14 protein-coding genes are annotated in these 18,439 nt (G+C 61.3%); 4 read left to right on the top strand and 10 right to left on the bottom strand.

What is annotated here, in order from left to right:
• Positions 1 to 49: 49 nt before the first annotated feature.
• Genes HBR93_RS21285 through mexE form a run of 3 tightly spaced genes read right to left on the bottom strand, consistent with a single transcriptional unit; the run spans position 50 to position 5,901 of the window.
• Positions 50 to 1,465, bottom strand: a complete 1,416-nt coding sequence (locus tag HBR93_RS21285; RefSeq protein WP_169961026.1) for a TolC family protein — start codon at positions 1,463 to 1,465, stop codon at positions 50 to 52.
• Positions 1,462 to 4,641, bottom strand: coding sequence for an efflux RND transporter permease subunit (locus tag HBR93_RS21290; protein ID WP_057440116.1), 3,180 nt, complete (start codon positions 4,639 to 4,641; stop codon positions 1,462 to 1,464). Before HBR93_RS21290 ends, HBR93_RS21285 begins: the two co-directional genes overlap by 4 nt.
• Positions 4,642 to 4,656: 15 nt before the next feature.
• Entirely contained in the window at positions 4,657 to 5,901 is a 1,245-nt protein-coding gene (mexE, locus tag HBR93_RS21295; RefSeq protein WP_057440123.1) for a multidrug efflux RND transporter periplasmic adaptor subunit MexE, read from the bottom strand.
• Positions 5,902 to 6,496: 595 nt separating this feature from the next.
• On the opposite strand from mexE, the gene yddG reads away from it, so the two are divergent.
• The gene (gene yddG / locus HBR93_RS21300) at positions 6,497 to 7,387 is read left to right on the top strand and encodes an aromatic amino acid DMT transporter YddG (protein ID WP_057438397.1); all 891 of its coding nucleotides are present in this window, start codon (positions 6,497 to 6,499) and stop codon (positions 7,385 to 7,387) included.
• Here yddG and HBR93_RS21305 read toward each other — a convergent pair.
• From HBR93_RS21305 to HBR93_RS21335, 7 genes are all read right to left on the bottom strand, one after another.
• Positions 7,384 to 8,346, bottom strand: coding sequence for an arsenic resistance protein (locus tag HBR93_RS21305; RefSeq protein WP_169961027.1), 963 nt, complete (start codon positions 8,344 to 8,346; stop codon positions 7,384 to 7,386). The genes yddG and HBR93_RS21305 overlap by 4 nt on opposite strands.
• A gap of 161 nt (positions 8,347 to 8,507) precedes the next feature.
• Entirely contained in the window at positions 8,508 to 9,134 is a 627-nt protein-coding gene (locus HBR93_RS21310) for a LysE family translocator (protein ID WP_057438400.1), read from the bottom strand.
• Positions 9,135 to 9,290: 156 nt separating this feature from the next.
• The gene (locus HBR93_RS21315; protein ID WP_120732970.1) at positions 9,291 to 9,686 is read right to left on the bottom strand and encodes a hypothetical protein; all 396 of its coding nucleotides are present in this window, start codon (positions 9,684 to 9,686) and stop codon (positions 9,291 to 9,293) included.
• A gap of 387 nt (positions 9,687 to 10,073) precedes the next feature.
• The gene (locus HBR93_RS21320; RefSeq protein ID WP_169961028.1) at positions 10,074 to 12,539 is read right to left on the bottom strand and encodes a TonB-dependent siderophore receptor; all 2,466 of its coding nucleotides are present in this window, start codon (positions 12,537 to 12,539) and stop codon (positions 10,074 to 10,076) included.
• A gap of 97 nt (positions 12,540 to 12,636) precedes the next feature.
• Positions 12,637 to 13,599 carry a FecR domain-containing protein gene (locus HBR93_RS21325; protein WP_169961029.1) on the bottom strand — a complete coding sequence of 321 codons (963 nt, stop codon included), beginning with the start codon at positions 13,597 to 13,599 and terminating at the stop codon, positions 12,637 to 12,639.
• Positions 13,596 to 14,111 (bottom strand): sigma-70 family RNA polymerase sigma factor, encoded by a 516-nt coding sequence (locus tag HBR93_RS21330; RefSeq protein WP_232545029.1) that lies wholly within the window; start codon positions 14,109 to 14,111, stop codon positions 13,596 to 13,598. Before HBR93_RS21330 ends, HBR93_RS21325 begins: the two co-directional genes overlap by 4 nt.
• Positions 14,112 to 14,267: 156 nt before the next feature.
• Positions 14,268 to 15,098: an alpha/beta hydrolase gene (locus tag HBR93_RS21335; RefSeq protein WP_057438405.1), complete on the bottom strand. Its 831-nt coding sequence runs from the start codon at positions 15,096 to 15,098 to the stop codon at positions 14,268 to 14,270.
• 274 nt (positions 15,099 to 15,372) lie between these two features.
• Between HBR93_RS21335 and HBR93_RS21340 the strand changes: the two genes are divergently transcribed.
• From HBR93_RS21340 to HBR93_RS21350, 3 genes are all read left to right on the top strand, one after another.
• Positions 15,373 to 15,912: an adenylate kinase gene (locus HBR93_RS21340; protein ID WP_169961030.1), complete on the top strand. Its 540-nt coding sequence runs from the start codon at positions 15,373 to 15,375 to the stop codon at positions 15,910 to 15,912.
• 177 nt (positions 15,913 to 16,089) lie between these two features.
• Positions 16,090 to 17,703, top strand: a complete 1,614-nt coding sequence (locus HBR93_RS21345; RefSeq protein ID WP_169961031.1) for a methyl-accepting chemotaxis protein — start codon at positions 16,090 to 16,092, stop codon at positions 17,701 to 17,703.
• Between the two features lie 157 nt (positions 17,704 to 17,860).
• Complete coding sequence (locus HBR93_RS21350) at positions 17,861 to 18,418, top strand: helix-turn-helix transcriptional regulator (protein WP_169961032.1); 558 nt, start codon at positions 17,861 to 17,863, stop codon at positions 18,416 to 18,418.
• Positions 18,419 to 18,439: the final 21 nt, after the last annotated feature.

The raw sequence follows: 18,439 nt of genomic DNA on the forward strand, positions 1-18,439 counted from the left end.
CACGGGGCAAAAATTGGTTGGATGCGACCAACCAAAGGAGCTCTTTAAATCATTTTGCGCTGGCGACCACCGTCTCCGGCTGCCAGCCGCCACCCAATGCCTTGTAGATCGCCACGATGCCGCGATACAGGTCCACTTCGGCCAGGGTCTGGGCGTCTTCGGCCGCCAGGCGTTCACGCTGGGCGTCGAGCAGCACGAGGAAGTCGGCGGTGCCTTCGCGGTAGCGAATCTGCGCCAGGTCGGCCGCGGCACGGCTCGATTCGCTCTGGCGGATCAGCGACACCAGGCGCTGCTGGCGCTTGCCGTAGTCGCTGAAGGCGTTCTCTGACTCTTCCAACGCCAGCAGCACTTGCTGCTCGTAGGTGGCCAGGGCGCCATCGGCTTCGGCATCCGCACCGCGCAAGCGGGCGCGTACGCTGCCCAGGTCAAAGGCGGCCCAGGTGATGCTCGGGCCCAGGGCCCAGGCATTGGCGGCGGATGAGCCGATCTGCGAGCCACGGCCAGCGGTAAACCCGAGGAAACCACTGAGGCTGACCCGTGGAAACAGGTCGGCCTTGGCCACGCCGATTCGCGCGGTGGCGGCCGCCAGTTTGCGTTCGGCACTGAGAATGTCCGGGCGCCGTTGCAGCAACTGCCCCGGGTCACCAATCGGCAAGGCCTTGGCAATCGCCGGCAGGTTGGCCGGGCTCAGGTCCACGCTGAGTTTGTCCGGGCGCTGGCCGAGGAGGGTGGCGATGCGATTGCGCTCGCGCACCTGCTCGGCCTGCAATTGCGGCACGCTGGCTTCGACCGCTGCCAGGCGCGCATCGGCACGCACCACGTCCAGTTGATCACCGACGCCGGCGTCACGCAGGCTTTCGGTGATGGTGCGCGAATCCTGCTGGTTCTTCAGGTTGGCCAGGGCGATTTTTTCCCGCAGTTGCGCCCCGCGCAGTTGGCCGTAGGCGTCCACCAGTTCGGCAATCATGCTGACCTGCAGTTGATAGAGGTCGGCTTCGGCGGCCTGCTGGTCAGCGTCACTGGCTTCCAGGTTGCGCTGAATGCGGCCAAACAGGTCCAGTTCCCAAGCCATGTCCAGGCCCAGGTCATAGCGTTCGCTATTGACCCGGCGGGTGGTCTGGCCTGGGATCTGGCCCTTGGCCAAATCGCTGCTGGCACGGCTGGTGATGGTCGGCATCGCGTCATTGCTGGCGTCATCGCGAATCGCCCGGGCAGCCCGCAGGCGGGCAAACGCTACTCGCAAATCCCGGTTGCCGCTTAGCGATTGGGTCACCAACTGGTTAAGGATCGGGTCCTCGAACTGTTGCCACCAGATGCCTTCGAACTTGGCGTGGTCGTACTGCTTGGCATCGGTGGCGGCCGTGATATTGGCCGCCTCCAACTGCTGGGCTTTATAGTCCGGGCCGACGGCACAGGCGGCGAGCGCCAGTACCAGCAGGCTCGGCAGGAACACTTTCACACTCATTGCTGTGTCTCCAGCTGCAAGGCCTTGGCCGCTTTGCGTGCTTCGCTGCGCTCCACATAACGGCGGATCAACACGTAGAACACCGGCGTCAGCAACAGGCCGAAGAAGGTCACCCCGATCATCCCGGAGAACACCGCCACACCCATGGCATGACGCATCTCGGCACCGGCGCCGCTGGAGAACACCAGGGGCACCACGCCCATGATGAAGGCGAACGAGGTCATCAGGATCGGCCGCAGACGCAGGCGGCAGGCTTCCAGCACCGCAGCCAGCGGGTCGAGGCCTTCTTCCTGTTTATCCTTGGCGAACTCGACGATCAGAATCGCGTTCTTACAGGCCAATCCCACCAGTACGATCAAGCCGATCTGGGTAAAGATGTTGTTGTCGCCACCGGACAGAATCACCCCGGTAATAGCCGACAGCAGGGTCATCGGTACGATCAGGATCACCGCCAGTGGCAGGCTCCAGCTTTCGTACTGGGCGGCCAGTACCAGAAACGCCAGCAGTACGCAGAGCGGGAACACGAACAGCGCGGTGTTGCCCGAGAGGATTTGCTGGTACGTCAGGTCGGTCCACTCGTAGGTCATGCCGTTGGGCAGTTCCTCTTTGAGCAGTTTTTCGATCGCTGCCTCTGCCTGGCCCGAGCTGTAGCCGGGTGCAGCGTTGCCGTTGATCTCGGCGGTGATAAAGCCGTTGTAGTGCATCACGCGGTCCGGCCCCGAGGTGTCGCTGACCTTGATAAAGGTCGCCAGCGGGATCATCTCGCCCTTGTTGTTGCGCACTTTCAATTGGCCGATCTGATCCTGGTCCAGGCGGAACTGCTGTTCAGCCTGCACGTTGACCTGATAGGTCCGGCCAAAGCGGTTGAAGTCGTTGGCATACAACGAGCCCAGGTAGATCTGCAGGGTGTCGAAGATGTCGCTGATCGCCACGCCGTGGGTCTTGGCTTTTTCCCGGTCGATAGCAGCATCGACCTGGGGCACGTTGACCGTGTAGCTGGTGAACAGGCCAAACAGTTCCGGCACGTTGTGGCTCTTGGCGATGACGTTCTGTACTTCTTTGTACAGTTCCTCGTAGCCCAGGTTGCCACGGTCTTCGACCTGCAGGCGGAACCCGCCGATAGTGCCCAGGCCCTGTACCGGCGGCGGTGGGAAGATCGCCATGTAGGCTTCCTGGATATCGGCGTACTTGCCGTTCAGCGCCCCGGCAATCGCCCCGGCGGACATGCTTGGGTCTTTACGCTCGCCGAACGGTTTCAACGTCACGAACACGATGCCGCTGTTCGGGCTGTTGGTGAACCCATTGATCGACAGGCCCGGGAAGGCGATGGCGCTTTCCACGCCGGGCTGTTTCAAGGCGATGTCGGACATGCGCTTGATCACGTTTTCGGTGCGGTCCAGGCTGGCGGCGTCCGGCAACTGGGCGAAGGCCACCAGGTATTGCTTGTCCTGGGCCGGTACGAAACCGGTCGGTGTGTGGGCAAAGCCGAAGAAGGTCAGCACCATCAGGCCGCCATACACGAACAGCGCGATACCGGTGCCGCGAATCACTCGGCGCACGGTGCCTACATAGCCATGGCTGGCCTTTTCGAAGAAACGGTTGAACGGGCGGAACAGCCAACCACCGAAGAGCTTGTCGAGGAACTTGGAGAACCGGTCTTTCGGCGCGTCATGGCTGCGCAGCAAGACCGCTGCCAGGGCCGGCGACAGGGTCAGGGAGTTGAATGCCGAAATCACGGTGGAGATGGCGATGGTCAGGGCAAACTGCTTGTAGAACTGCCCGGTCAAGCCACTGATAAAGGCGGCCGGAATAAACACCGCACACAGCACCAGCGCCGTGGCAATGATCGGCCCGGTCACTTCGCTCATGGCTTTTTCGGTGGCTGGGAAGGGCTCCAGGCCCAGCTCGATGTTACGTTCGACGTTCTCCACCACCACGATGGCGTCGTCCACCACGATGCCGATGGCCAGCACCAGGCCGAACAGCGACAGCGCATTGAGGGAGAAGCCGAACAGGTGCATTACCGCAAAGGTGCCGATCAACGACACCGGCACCGCGACCAGGGGGATGATCGACGCACGCCAGGTCTGCAGGAACAGGATCACCACCAGCACCACCAGGATCAACGCCTCGAACAAGGTGTGCACCACCGCCTCGATCGAGCCGCGCACAAACACGGTCGGGTCGTAGGCGATGCGGTAGTCCATGCCTTCGGGGAAGCTCTTTTTCAGCTCGGCCATTTTGCTGCGCACATCATTGGAGATGTCGATGGCATTGGAGCCTGGGCGCTGGAAGATCGGAATCGCCACCGCCGGCTGATTGTCGATCAGCGAGCGCAGGGCATATTGGCTGGAGCCCAGCTCAACACGGGCGATGTCCTTGAGGCGCGTGATTTCACCGTTGTCGCCGGCGCGAATCACGATGTTTTCGAACTCTTCCTCGGTGACCAGGCGGCCTTGGGTATTGACCGACAATTGGAAGCTGGTGTCGTTGGGCGCAGGCTGCGCACCCAGGGCACCGGCGGCCACCTGGCGGTTCTGTTCGCGGATCGCGGTCACCACATCGGTGGCAGTCAGGTTGCGCGAGGCGGTCTTGTTCGGGTCCAGCCACACCCGCAGGGAGTAATCGCCCATGCCGAACAACTGCACATCACCCACGCCGCCCAGGCGCGCCAATTCATCCTTGATATTGAGGATCGCGTAGTTGGACAGGTAGAGCATGTCGTAGCGCTGGTCCGGGGAGGTCAAGTGCACGACCATGGTCAGGTCGGGGGAGGCCTTGTCCACGGTAATCCCGATGCGCGTCACTTCCTCAGGCAGTTTGGGCTGAGTGCGCGTCACACGGTTTTGCACCTGTACCTGCGCGTTATCCAGGTCGGTGCCCAGGGCAAAGGTGATGGTCAGGGTGAGCTTGCCGTCGGCGGTCGACTGCGAGGACATGTAGAGCATGTTCTCGACGCCGGTGATCGCCTGTTCCAGCGGCGAGGCCACGGTTTCGCCGATGACCTTGGGGTTGGCGCCGGGGAAGTTGGCGCGCACCACCACGGTTGGCGGTACCACTTCCGGGTATTCGCTGATCGGCAGTTGGAACAGCGAGATCGCGCCGGCGATCAGGATTAGCAGCGATAGCACCGCTGCGAAGATCGGCCGCGATATGAAGAACTTGGAAAAATTCATCTGGTGTGTAGTCCCTTAACCGCGTGGAATCGCGACACTGGCGAGCTTGGGCGCGGCTTTATCCGGCGCCACTTGCTCCAGGTTGCTGGCTTCAAGCGCTTGTCGTTGTTGGGCCAGGGCGGCGAGGGTTGCCTGGCTGGCCATCGGGATGGTTTCTGGGGCAACCGGCGAACCCGGACGTACCCGCTGCAGGCCTTTGACGATGATGGTGTCGTCCTTGCTCAGGCCGCTGCGCACGATGCGCAAGCCTTCGATCTTCGGCCCCAGTTCCACGGCGCGGTAGGCGGACTTGTTGTCGCCGTCCATCACCAGCACAAACTTCTTGCCCAGGTCGGTGCCCACGGCTTCGTCGGTGATCAGCACGGCAGAGTAGGTGCCGCTGCCGACCAACTTGAGGCGCGCATACAGGCCGGGGGTGAAACGCCCGTCGCTGTTATCGAACACCGCGCGGCCGCGGATGGTACCGGTGGCCGGGTTGACCTGGTTGTCGACAAAGTTCATCTGGCCCAGGTGCGGGTTGCCGTCTTCATTGGACAGGCCCAGGTACACCGGGGTGGTGGCGCCGCGACGGCCCTGGCGCGCCAGTTCGGTGTACTTGAGGTACACGCGCTCATCGGCGTCGAAGTAGGCGTAGACCTTGTCGGTGGAGACCACGCTGGTCAGCTCGGTGACATCGGCGGTCACCAGGTTGCCGGCGGTGATTGCGGCGCGGCTGACACGGCCACTGATGGGCGAGGTGACGCGGGTGAAACTGAGGTTCAGGCGGGCCAGGTCAAGTTGCGCCTGGATCCCGGCCACCGCGGCGCGGGCTTCCTGGGCGGCGGTGGTGCGCGAGTCGGCCAGTTCGGCGGAAATCGCATTGCTCTGGCGCAAGCGCTCGCCACGCTGGGCCTCGTTGTCACTGCGCGATGCGGCGGCTTTGGTTTGTTGAAGCTGGGCTTCCAGGCGGCGGACTTCAGCCTGGAACGGACGCGGGTCGATCTGGAACAGCAGGTCGCCTTTTTTCACCAGTGCGCCTTCGGTAAAAGCGACCTGGTCGATCTGGCCCGACACGCGTGGGCGGATCTGTACGGTTTCCGGGGCTTCCAGGCGGCCGGTGAACTCGTCCCATTCATTGACCGGTTGTTCCAGGACCTTGGCAACGCTGACTTTGCTGGCGGGCATGGCGGCCGCTTGCTCGGGGGCCTTGCCGCATGCGCTCATCACCAGCACGGCCAAAAGGGCCAGGGGATAGCGCAAATGTTTGAGTGACTGTTCCATGAGGTGCATCCGCCAAATGTATTTGAGATGGGCGGATCATGCTCGGCAGCGTGCTCGCTCACGAATCGAATGAAACAAAGGTAACTATCATTCGGAATGATATAAGGGCCGGCCAAGCCCTCTAGGATGGGGGTTTCGTTAGGGGGCTATCAATCCCATTGATGACAAGACACCGTTGCGCGAACTGCAACCAACCAAAAAATCCTGCCCTAAAGAGATCACCCTGTGGGCGGGCTTGCCCGCGATGGCGGAGGGTCAAGTAGGGATGTGTCGACTGACCCACCGCCATCGCAGGCAAGCCAGCTCCCACATTTGACTTGTGGTGTGGCCACAATCTTCTGTTCGCTGAGTTCCCCTTGTGGGAGCGGGCTTGCCCGCGATGACGGTAGGTTAAGTAAGGATGTGCCGACTGACCCACCGCCATCGCAGGCAAGCCAGCTCCCACATTTGAGGTGTGGCGTGGCCAGAATTTCTGCCCTCAATGAGATTCCTTTGTTGTGGTTCCCACAAGGAGACAAGCAATAGCCCAAGCGTGTACCGTTGCGGCCTTTGTGCCGCAGGCGCTGCGGTTGGGGACATTCACAGAGAGGCATCCATGCAGATCAGGGTTGAACGGGCCGCGACGGTGTGTGGTTTGGTCGCGATCATTTTATGGAGCACCGCCGCCGGGTTGATCCGCAGTGTCAGTGAGCTGTTCGGGCCACTGGGCGGTGCGGCGTTGATCTACACCTTGGGCGCCATCCTGCTGCTGGCCTGGTTGGGGCGGCCGCGCCTGCGTGCCACGTCCTGGCCTTATCTGATCATGGGCAGTGGTTTGTTTGTGGCCTACGAGGTCTGCCTGTCCCTGGCTCTGGGGTTTGCCAGCAACCGCAACCAGGCGATTGAGCTGGGGGTGGTGAACTACCTCTGGCCGTGCCTGACAGTGCTGCTGGCAATCGTCATGAATGGCCAAAGGGCGCGCTGGATCATCGTGCCAGGCTCGGCGCTGGCGCTGTTTGGCATTCTGTGGGTGGTCAGTGGCGATGGCCTGGCGCTCGCAACCATCGTCGCCAATGTGCAATCCAACCCCCTGAGTTACAGCCTGGCCCTGGGCTGCGCGATCACTTTCGCCTTGTATTGCAACGTCACGCGGCGCTATGCCGGCGGGCAAAACCTGGTGGTGCTGTTTTTCATCCTCACCGCCGCCGTACTGTGGGTGAAATACGCCTTCAGTGCCGAGGTGCTGCCGGCCTTCAGCCTGGGCAACAGCCTGGAGTTGCTGGCCACCGGTGTGGCCATGGCGGGCGGCTATGCACTGTGGAATATCGGCATCCTACGCGGCAACCTGACGTTGCTGGCGACCGCGTCCTATGGCGCGCCGGTACTGTCCTCGGCCTTCGCCGCGCTGTGGCTGGGCGCCCACCTCACCCCGCAGTTCTGGCAGGGGGCGGTGCTGGTGACCGCCGGTTCACTGGTGTGCTGGCACGCGACACGCGCGCAATCCTAGCGGCTGCGCCAGACCAGGGCCGGGATCACGCGGATATAGATCAGCTCACACACCAGTTCGATCAAGGTCTGGGTGATAACGGCAGCGGCGGCCAGGGCGCGGATATCTGCCGGCAGTGCCAGCGCCAGCGGCAGGACCACCAGTGAGTTGCGGGTTGCACTGCTGAACGTCACCGAACGCGCGGTGCTTGCCGGCAGACGAAAGACCCAGGCCGTGAGCGCCCCGACCATTGGCGCCAGCAGCATAAAGCCTAAGTAGACCGGCACCACCGGCAGCAACTGTTCGAGCTCCTGCGCGACAAGCGCGATCTGCGAACCTATCACCACGATCAGCACCGCCGCCATGGCCGGCACCGGCATCCACGCCCAGGCGTCGTTCCAGCGTTCGACCAGGCGCGAGCGCCGGGCCCCGGCGCTGGTCAGTACCGCCAGCAGCAATGGCACCACGATCAGCAGCAAAAACGCCTCGACAAATGGGCCGATGGGGATTGCCACCGTCGCCTCTACGCCCGGCAGCAACGCCAGGTACAGCGGCAGCAGCGCCAACTGCAGCAACAGCAAGACGGGGGTGGCGGCCAGCGTCAGCCGCGCATCGCCTTTGCCGATATGGGTAAACACCACTACGTAGTCGATGCACGGCGTGAGCAGCACCAGCAACGCGCCGATCAGCAGCGCCGGACGCTCGCTCAAGCCACGGGTCAGGCCCCAGACCAGCAGGGGGATCAACACAAAGTTGGCAATCAGCAGTGCCGCCATAAAGCGTTTATTGGCGAGCCCCTGGCGCAACTGCAGAAACGGGATCTGCAGGAACATGGCGTACATCAGCACGGCAATCGCCGGGGTTGCCAGGGCGCCAAGACCCGGTGCGGCCTGTGGGGCGAGCAGACCGCCGAGCACCGCGCCGATCACGGCGACGAGATAGACGGGGATCTGGTTGTGCTCAAGTTGTTCTCGGGTCACGGGGTGTCCTTGTCACGGGGGGCTGTTTGCGCCGTGCAGGGTAATCGAAACCACAGCCCCGCGCGCGGCCGCCATGTCCGCCCGCCGGATCGCCCCCGTGTAAGCCCAGCGCGCGCTGCAATGTCTAGCGCACAGGCAGGCCATCCAGTCTTTGGTCCGGTCTATTTTTGACTGAGTGCCGCTACCGAAAGCCCGGACGCGACGAAGGTCAGTCCGGCGCCCACATTCAGGCCATTGACCACTTTTGGCTTGCGCTGCAGCCATGTCGACAGGCGCGTCGCAAAGATCCCCATGAGCGCAAAGCCCAGGGCGGTCAATGCGGCGAACCAGGCGCCATAGACCATCATTTGCACGGTGACCGAACCCAATGACGGGTTGACGAACTGCGGAATGAACGCGAGCACAAACAGCCCAGGCTTAGGGTTCAGCGCCGCCGACAGGAAGCCGGTGAGGAAGATGTTTTTGAGCGGTTGCCGCGCCGCCGGTTTGAAGTTGATCAGGCTGCGCGAACGCAAGACCTTGATGCCCAGCCACAACAGGTAGCTGGCGCCGATGACTTTGACCACCCAGAAGGCCACGGCGGATGTCTGCATCAGCAGGGTCAAGCCCAGCGATGCGGTGGCCACGTGAAACAGAATCCCGGTGCCCGACGCGATCCCCGAAATGGCGGCTGCCATACGCCCCTGGCTCAGGCCCCTGGCGATGGCCAGCAGATTGTCCGGCCCGGGGGAGAGCACCAGCAACAGGCAGGCGGCGGTATAGGTCAGCCAGATCTCCAGGGGGAACATAACGACAGTCCTTTCGTCGAGGGGGTAGGGAGGCCATCGTGCTCCCGCGGGGCCTCCAAGATCAAGCCTGCTGCCACAGGTTTGTTGGAACTAGCGCCTTCTCAGGGCATGGCGTAGTCGCCACGAATATGGTTCAACCCTCTCGACGCCGCGACATCACTGCGGCCCCAGATCTACGATTTTGTTTCGCTGCAGTTCTGCGTCAATCTGCTGATCAAACCGGTTCACTTTCTCCAATTGCACAGGGCTGAACTTTTCGTCGGGCAGGTCTGGCCTGAAATGAATACTGACGGGCCACACATTTTTCGGTGGGGTTACATAGTCAGCGAAGTGAGGTGCGCCGATTGACACGCTGACGTTTTCAATACCCAGTGAATCGGCCAGTTTATGAAAGCTTTCGGCCGTCGGGAATACGTGTTCATTGGCTACGCTGACGCGCACAGTTTGTCGATTCGGCATGCCTGGCTCGGGGGGCATGCGCAGCTCTTCAATCTGTGGTTGAGCATTGGCTGAGAGGGCCGCTGATGGCTGATATGGAGTGCTGTTGATCATGCTGGATTCCTAAGTCTTGTTGAGGGGATCAGGGGGTTGCCTGATCGCTCAACTCAGTGAGTGATTCAGCCATTTGGGTTCCGGACAGAGAGGCATCAAGCAATACGGGGTGTTTAACGGGGAGGGGGCCTCAAGGGCGACTTCCCCCACACTCTTAGCCTGTACGAAATCACCCGACCGAGCAGTTGTGCCGCCCCGGCCACCGATGTCTTCTCCGTGGGCGGTATGCTTTGGGCCCCGGCAAGCCGGCGCCCACCTGTGAATGGTGGTGTACCCAAAATCTGCTGCTGGCGATATTCCCCTGTAGGAGCGGGCTTGCCCGCGATGGCGGTGGTTCAGCCAATATTTCTGGTGCCTGACACCCGGCCTTCGCAGGCAAGCTGCCGCTTAGAAGGAGTACTTTGCGGTAACAGTAAAGTTACGCGGGTCACCAAATACGTCATACGGGCTCCAGGTCGAGTTGCTGGCGATGCCCTGGTAGTACTTCTTGTCGAACACGTTATTGATGTTCAGTTGGGTATCCAGATGTTTATTCACCTGGTAACCCGCCATCAGTCCGACCAAGGCGTAGGCATCCTGTTCGATATGGAACTTGCCAAACACGTTGCTGCCTTTGTTGAACGTTCCGCTTTGGCTATAGAGGTTGGCGCCGATGCGCCACTGGCTCATGTCGCCTTGCAGATGGTAGGTGGTATTGGCCTTGAACATATGGCGGGGGACGTCGGTGTCGAACAGGCTGCCTTCTTTGCTCTTGTCCGCATCTTTTTCGTACTTGGCCTGGGCGAAGGTATAACCGGCAGCCACTTGCCAGTTGGGCGTCAGGGCGCCGTTGATCTCAAGTTCCAGTCCCTGGCTGCGCACCTTGCCGGCGGCTTCATAGCAGCCGTAGCTGCCGGCGGGGATCACTCGGCAGACACTGGCGTCCGCCACTTCCGCTGCACGGTTGAGCTGGTCGATCTGGAACAGCGAAGCGCTGGCGTTCAGCGCGCCGCCGAAGTACTCGCCCTTGATGCCCACTTCATAGTTTTCGCCGGTGATCGGCTTGATCCCGGCACCTTCACCGTTCTTCTCGGTCTGGGGTTGGAAGATGTCGGTGTAGCTGGCATAAGCCGAGTGGTTGTCGTCCAGGTCATAGATAACCCCGGCATAGCGGGTGACGTGGCGCACTTCCTTGGTTTTGCCCGAGGTGTAGTACTGATCGTTGGTCTGGTCATAGATGGAGGCGGCGTCGTACCAGTCCAGGCGTGCGCCGAGAATGACTTTCAGCGGGTCGGCAAGGTTCCAGCGGGTGGTCAGGTAGAGACCTTCCTGATCCACTTTGTCACTGAGGGAGTAAACGTCCGGAACGGTCGGTCTAGCCAGGCCCTTGGGGCTGAAGCCGTTGATGTCGGGCACGCCGACGAACACGTGGCCGCCGGTGGCCTCGGTCTTGAGCTGGCGCTTGCTGGCGCCCACCACCAGTTCATGTTGGCGGCCCAACAGCGAGAAGGGGCCACTGGCGAAAAAGTCATAGGTGGACTGGTCGAAGTCCCGGCCCTGGTTGAAGATGCGCTGGCGGTAGGTGGCATCGTTGTTGCGTTCGAGGACGCCACCCATCATCTTGAATTCGGACCAGTTTTTTGAGGCACCCAGGTGCAGGCGCCAATCGTTGTCGAAGCGTTGATCGAGTTCGACGAACAGTGTCTTGTTGTTGACGTCCTGGTGCGACCAGCTGTAGCCGAAGGTCTTGGAGCGGGAGAAACCCATATGGCTGCCATCCGGATTCACCGGCAAGCCGCCCCAGTTGATGTTGTTATTGTCGTTCTGATCGGACGCCCCCACGGTCAAGGTCGTACTGTCGCTCAGGTCGAACTCGCTGATGCCGTAGAACACGCCGCGCTCGCGCCCGGCGTAATCCTGATAGCTGTCCTTGTCGTTGTAGGCACCGACAAAGCGCCCGCGCACGCTGCCGCTGGCATTGACCGGGCCGGAGATGTCCAGTTCGCTGCGGTAGTTGTCCCAACTGCCGGCACTGGCGCTGACACTTGCCTGGAACTCCCTGGTGGGACGCTTGCGCACCATATTGATCGCGGCCGAAGGGTTGCCGGCGCCCTGCATCATGCCGGTGGCGCCGCGCACCACTTCGACGCGGTCGTAGGGGGCCAGGTCAGCCGTGGCAACCCAGTCGGCGTTATAGGTAGTGGGCAGGCCGTCGAACATCAGGTTGGTGATGGGGAAACCACGGGCAAAATACTCGCTGTTGGCCGGGCGCGAGGCTGACAAGCGTAGCCCTGGGGTGGCCTGGACCACATCGTCAAGGCTGCGCATGCCCTGGTCGTCCATGCGCTGGCGGGTGATCACCGTCACCGACTGCGGCGTCTCACGCAGGGACAAGGGCAGCTTGGTCGCGGTCTGCATCGCCCCTGTGGTGTAGGAGCCGCTGTTTTCAGTGGTCGAGCCCAGGGCCAGGCCGCTGACGGTGGTCGCGCCCAGTTGAAGGGCTCCGGCGTCATCGGCACGGGGTATCAGCAGGTAGTTGCCGCTGGCGTTGCGGGTAGCGGTCAGGCCACTGTCGAGCAGCAGGCGGTTGAGGCCTTCATGCACCGCAAAATCGCCGCGCAGCGCCGGCGCGTGCTTGCCCTGTACCAGGGCCGGATCAAAGGGTAGGGTGATCCCGGCGACCTGGGCGAAGCTGTTGAGCGACTCTTCCAGCGCCCCCGCGGCCAGGTCGTAGTGGCGGCGATCGGCCTGTTCGACCTGCACGGCAAAGCTGGCCAGCGGCAGGCCGGCCATGCCACCCAGCAAAATGCTCTGGAGGGTAAGCGCAAGAACGCTGCGCTGTAGGGGCCGTGGGGGATTCAAAGCATGGGACATGAACGGTGAGCTCCTTTCGAATGACGAGGTGTATTGCCTGTCTGTCGAAGGGCTTGGCAAAACCCGTAAAAGTTTTTGCGATTTTTTCTCATCCGGCTTAACGGGCGACGACACGGGTCCAAAGCGGGGTAAAACGCTCGATGCGCACTGGCAGCGAATCACCCAAGGCGCTCAAGGCACGGTCGATGTCGTCGAGCTGGAACACCCCCGACACCTCCAACTGCGCGACGACCGGGTCACAGTGCAACCAGCCGTGGCGATAACGCGCCAGTTCGGCGGTCAGGTCCTGCAGGCGCATGCGTTTGGCCACCAACTGCCCACGGGTCCAGGCACTGGCGTTGAAGGCGCTGATTTCGACACGGTGGCTGCCGCGGGCATCGATCAGATACTCCTCACCGGCAGCGACCCGGACTGGCTTGCCATTTGCGTAAATGGCCACCACGCCGTCCTCGACCCGCAGGCGCGTGCCATGCTGCTCGTCACGCACCGCAAAGGCGGTACCGATGGCTTGCAACTGTGCATGCCGGCTGCTGACCCAGAAGCTGCGGCGCCCGCCGGGTGCGGCGCTGTCCTTGCCGGTATCAATGAACATCTCGCCGCGACGCAGGGTGATCAGCCGGCGCTGGGCACTGAATTGCACGTCCACCGTGCTGGCGGTGTTCAGTTGCAGGCGGGTGCCGTCCGTCAGCAGGAACTGCCGCCGTTCGCCCACCCCGGTGGCATAGTCCGCGCCCCAGGGCACCAGCATGCTGTCGCGCAGTGACCAGCCAGTAACGCCACTGGCAAGTAGCCCCATCCCCAGCAGCTTGAGCGCCTGGCGCCGGCTGTGATGATTGCTGTTCAGGCGCCCCAGCGTATCCCGCGCCACACTGCCGGGCAGCACGGCCAGACTCTGAAAGGTCGCGTCGCTTTTTTGCAGCGCTTGCCAGACGGTTTCATGCAACGCGTCGGCCTGACGCCAGCGTTGACAGGCCTCCAGGACCTCTGGAGTTGCGTCGTTGGACTCGATCCGCACCAGCCAGCCGATCGCCTGGTCGAGCACCTCATCTGGAGCACTCATTGTTGCGCCAGGTAGCAGTGGCGAATGGCAGTGGCCATGTACTTCTCCACCGAGCTGAGACTGATGGCCAAACGTTCGGCGATTTCCTTGTAGCTGAGGCCTTCGAGCCGCGACATCAGGAAGGCCATGCGCACCTTGGGGCGCAGGCCATCGAGCAGGGCGTCGATGCGCACCAGGGTTTCCAACAGTATCAGCTGCGATTCCGGTGACGGCACTCCAGCTTCCGGTAGGTGGGCAATGGCTTGCAGGTAAGCCCGTTCAACCCGCTGGCGGCGCACACGATCCACCAGCAGCCCATGGGCCACGGTGCTCAGCCAGGCCCGTGGCTGACGCAACTCCTGCAACCGCTCCGGCTTGCCGAGAATGTGCACAAAGGTGTCCTGAGCGAGGTCGGCAGCGTTGTCGCCATGACGCAACCGCTTGCGCAACCAATCTAGCAACCAGGCGTGATGATCGATGTACAGCGTGCGGATTTCGGCGTGAGGGGCTGAAGGAGTGGATGGCGACGACACGAAAAGCCTCCGCGCGATAACTGGATGCATTTGAGAATTTGTCGCATCTTAGTGCGGGGCGGCGCTGTTCAGCAAGAACAAAAGGGACAGATCCATTTAATTAAATAGATCCATCCCTTTCCCAGAAGGGCAGCAGAGTGATCTGCCCTTTATTGCCTAACCTCGTATAAACGCGAGCAAATCGGCATTGATCGCATCGGCGTTCGTTGTCGGCATTCCATGGGGAAACCCTGCATAGGTTTTCAGCGTGCTGTTCTGCAAGAGTTTGGCCGACAGCAGCCCAGAGTTTTCATAGGGCACGATTTGGTCATCATCCCCATGCATTACCAGTACGGGGAGGGTGATGCGCTTGAGCGCTTCGGTAAAGTCGGTCTGGGAGAAGGCCACGATCCCGTCATAGTGGGCCTTTGCGCAGCCCATCATGCCTTGGCGCCACCAGTTGCGGATGATGCCTTCGGAGGGCTCTGCACCTGGGCGGTTATAACCGTAGAAAGGCCCGGCCGGCACGTCATGGTAGAACTGTGCGCGATTGGCTTTGAGCTGTGCCTGCATGTCATCGAACACAGACTTGGGCAAACCACCAGGATTGCTTGGGGTTTGCACCATCAACGGAGGTACGGCGCTGATGATAACGGCCTTCGACACGCGGTCTTCGCCGTGGCGCGCAAGGTAATGGATGACCTCGCCGCCACCGGTGGAATGCCCCACATGCACCGCACCCTGCACGCCGAGATGGTCGACGACTGCGGCGACGTCATCGGCATAGTGATCCATATCGTGCCCATCCCAAACCTGGCTCGATCGCCCATGGCCACGTCGGTCGTGGGCAATGACCCGGTAGCCGTGGTCCAGGAAAAACAGCATCTGCGCATCCCAGTCGTCGGCACTGAGTGGCCAGCCATGATGAAAGAAGATCACCTGGGCGTCCCGTGGGCCCCAGTCTTTATAAAAGATCTCAACACCGTCCTGCGTCGTGACATACCCCATATTCTCGTCTCCTGGGTGAAATGGAGGCGACGACCAGAAGCCTGTGCTGATCATGCCCTGTATTGAACAAGTGCAGCCCATCCAAGTGTTGCGCCTGCGCCGCTTGGTCGCCAAATCACTTAGGTTCAAGGTCAATGGTGTTGTGGGGTGGAATATGAGAATAGGCGAACTGGCGAAAATCAGCGGCCTGGGGTGTTAACAAACATAACAAAGCGGACTACCCCCGTTTTGCCCTTGTAGAATCCAACGCCGGCTGGTCTTCATGGAGAGAACATTGCACATCTACATCACAGGAGCTTCTTGTGCAGGCGTAACGACGCTGGGACAGGCCCTCGCAACGCAGTTGGGCCTACCACACGTTGATGTGGATGACTTTTACTGGCTGCCCACCCACCCACCGTTCACCACCAAGCGGCCACCCAATGAGCGTGTGTGTTTGATCAAGCAAGCGCTCGGTGACCAAGGCTGGGTGCTGACCGGCTCTTCTGATGGCTGGGGCGAAGCGCTTATGGTGCATGTGGACCTGATCGTGTTCGTGATAACGCCAACACCTGTGCGCCTTCAGCGGTTGGACCTGCGTGAAAAGCGCCTCTTTGGGGAGCGCATTGCCCCCGGGGGCGATATGCACGAGATACATGTCGCCTTTCGCGAATGGGCCTCCCAGTATGACGATCCGCGCTGTTCCGGGCGCAACCGCGCGCGGCATGAGGCGTGGATTTCCAGGCAGACGGTGCCGGTCTTGCGCATTGACGGGGAACACACGGCTGAGCAAATGGTTGCGCACGCCTTTCAGGCGACGTTGCTATACCGATAAATCCCGTTCAGCACAGGAGTCGGCGGCGACGTCAGGCGTCACAAAGGACACCTAACCGCCATCACCAAGGCGAAAACCTGCAAGTAGGCTTAAATCAGTGGTAACGAACGCGTCGATGGGTTTTAAACGACAGCTATCAATACCTTGTTTTAGGCCATAACCGCAGAGGGCTTAGGGATGTCGATAAAACTTCGTCTGTTTTTGCTGATCGGCACCAGTGTGCTTACCGTGCTGGTCATCAGCCTGGTGAACTACCTGGGGAATGCGCGGATGGAGGCGGCGATGATTGACAGTGAGGTCAGCATGACCGCCCTGAGCAATCATCTGGAGGCCGACATGATGCACGACGCGCTGCGCGCCGATGTGCTGTCGGCAATGCTGGTGGGGCTGGGCAAAAGTGTCAGCAGTCGGGATGAAGTACTTGAAGCCGTCACCGACCATACCGCGCACTTTCGCGAGGCGCTGGGCAATAACGTTGCGCTGCCGCTCAACCCGACCCTCGAAGCCGCGCTGAGTGACATCAAGCCCAGCCTCGACAATTACATCGCCCTGGGGGAGCGGATTGTCGGCGTGGCGCTGAACGATCCGGTTGCGGCCCAACAAGAACTGGGCACCTTCAGCGACGCCTTCACACAGTTGGAAGGCCGGATGGCCAGCCTCAGTGAACTGATCGAAAACAACTCCAAGGCCACTGGCGAGCAGACCCGTCAAACCGTGCGCAGCGCCAATTTTACCCTCGCGGTGGTGCTGGTGCTGTGCCTGCTGTTGCTGGTTGCCCAGGGCTACTGGGTCACCCGCAGCATCATGCGGCCGCTGCAACTGGCGCGGCAGATTGCCGAGAGCATTGCCCATGGCAACCTTAGCGAAGCGATTCCCGAACCCGCCAGCCGCGATGAGGCAAGCATGCTGATTCGCAGCCTGGCTGTTATGCAGCATGACCTGCGCGGCATGATCGACGTGGTGCGCAGCAATGCCCAGGGCGTTACGCGCATGAGCCAACAACTGAGCAACGGATGCCATGAAGTGGCTGCCAGCAGTCAGCAGCAGAGTTCTGCAGCGGGGACCATGTCCGCCGCCACCAGCCAAATGACCGCCAGCATCGAAGAAATCACCCGGCATGCCGAGCACGCCCTGGAAATGGCCAACCAGGCGCAAACCCTGGCCAAAAACGGTGGGCAAGTTATTCACCAAGTCGTCAGCGACATGGACGCCATCGCTCGCTCGGCGCAACACTCGGCCCAGGTGATCCGCACCCTGGACAAGGAGTCCGAAGGCATCTACAGCATTATCCAGGTAATCAAGGGCATTGCCGACCAGACCAACCTGCTGGCCCTCAATGCCGCCATTGAAGCCGCCCGCGCCGGCGAGCAGGGGCGCGGCTTTGCCGTGGTGGCTGACGAAGTGCGCAGCCTGGCAGGGCGCACCAGCGCCTCCACCCAGGAAATCGCCAGCATGGTCACGCGCATCCAGCAAAGCACCCGCGAGGCTGTCACCAGCATGGAAGAGGGGGTGGCCCAGGTGGATAAAGGCATGGCCGTCACGGCCGATGTGGAGCGGGCGATCCGTGAGATTCTTGACGCGACGTTGAATACTACGCAGCTGGTTAACGACATTACCCGCACGATTGGTGAGCAGAGCCTGGCAAGTAATGAGATCGCGCATCAGGTCGAGATGATTGCCGGGATGTCGGAAGGCAATACACGGGTGATTGGCCAGACGGCCGGGACTACGGATGAGTTGTCGGCGCTGGCGGGGCAGTTGGCGCAGTCGGTGGGGCGGTTTCGGCTTTGATGGGCTGAGACGCTCTGGGTCGGGGATTGGTGTCATACGCCAGGAGAGGGCTGCAGAGCGGCTGTTTTCGAGGTAAAACAATCACTCTTTAGCCCATTTGCATGCAGGTCTCGCACAGAGCAAACTTGCGAGACCTTCCACTTTTCCGTAATACCAAATGTCTGACATGTTGTTAAGCCCTGTCTTACCCGGCGTTATGCTCAGGCGATGGCGCCTGTTACACCGGGTCAAACAATCCCATGCCGCGGAGCTGTTTAACGTCACTCAATCGACTATCTCTCGCTGGGAGAGTGGCGTACTCGAGTTGGATCCTCTCGCGCACAAAAAACTTGAGCAATTGCTGGCCGCTCGTCTCACCACCGCGGCGGATCAAGCGCTGGGACGAATGGTGCGGGAAAGCTCGCGTCCTGTTCATCTCATGTGTGATTTGACGCACCGTCTGCTTGCTTGTTCTCCTTCGCGCGCCGCCCAGTTCACGAGTCCGGTCAGTGAACTGCTGGGTCGCTCGCTATGGCGCTTCGCTACGCCCAATATCATCAGCACCGAGCTCGCCCTGGATAAATTGGATTGGCGGGAAGCGTTTGCGCCACCCGCGCTGGAGTTTCTGACGGGCCACAACAATTCGTCCATCGTTCCGATTAGCCAAAGCCTGTGTCGTTGGACGCGTATGCCCCTGTGCGACGGAACAACAGCGCGCTTGGTCGAGTCGCTCTGACGGCATCGCCCTGCATATTTT

The sequence above is a fragment of the Pseudomonas sp. WS 5411 genome, from assembly GCF_012985595.1.
In the GTDB taxonomy this organism is placed as follows: Bacteria; Pseudomonadota; Gammaproteobacteria; order Pseudomonadales; family Pseudomonadaceae; genus Aquipseudomonas; species Aquipseudomonas shahriarae.

Bases quoted from the DNA above. Each gene is read 5' to 3' on its own strand.
- HBR93_RS21285 (WP_169961026.1), bottom strand. From the start codon at position 1,465: ATGAGTGTGAAAGTGTTCCTGCCGAGCCTGCTGGTACTGGCGCTCGCC.
- HBR93_RS21290 (WP_057440116.1), bottom strand. From the start codon at position 4,641: ATGAATTTTTCCAAGTTCTTCATATCGCGGCCGATCTTCGCAGCGGTG.
- mexE (WP_057440123.1), bottom strand. From the start codon at position 5,901: ATGGAACAGTCACTCAAACATTTGCGCTATCCCCTGGCCCTTTTGGCC.
- yddG (WP_057438397.1), top strand. From the start codon at position 6,497: ATGCAGATCAGGGTTGAACGGGCCGCGACGGTGTGTGGTTTGGTCGCG.
- HBR93_RS21310 (WP_057438400.1), bottom strand. From the start codon at position 9,134: ATGTTCCCCCTGGAGATCTGGCTGACCTATACCGCCGCCTGCCTGTTG.
- HBR93_RS21315 (WP_120732970.1), bottom strand. From the start codon at position 9,686: ATGATCAACAGCACTCCATATCAGCCATCAGCGGCCCTCTCAGCCAAT.
- HBR93_RS21320 (WP_169961028.1), bottom strand. From the start codon at position 12,539: ATGTCCCATGCTTTGAATCCCCCACGGCCCCTACAGCGCAGCGTTCTT.
- HBR93_RS21325 (WP_169961029.1), bottom strand. From the start codon at position 13,599: ATGAGTGCTCCAGATGAGGTGCTCGACCAGGCGATCGGCTGGCTGGTG.
- HBR93_RS21335 (WP_057438405.1), bottom strand. From the start codon at position 15,098: ATGGGGTATGTCACGACGCAGGACGGTGTTGAGATCTTTTATAAAGAC.
- HBR93_RS21345 (WP_169961031.1), top strand. From the start codon at position 16,090: ATGTCGATAAAACTTCGTCTGTTTTTGCTGATCGGCACCAGTGTGCTT.
- HBR93_RS21350 (WP_169961032.1), top strand. From the start codon at position 17,861: ATGTCTGACATGTTGTTAAGCCCTGTCTTACCCGGCGTTATGCTCAGG.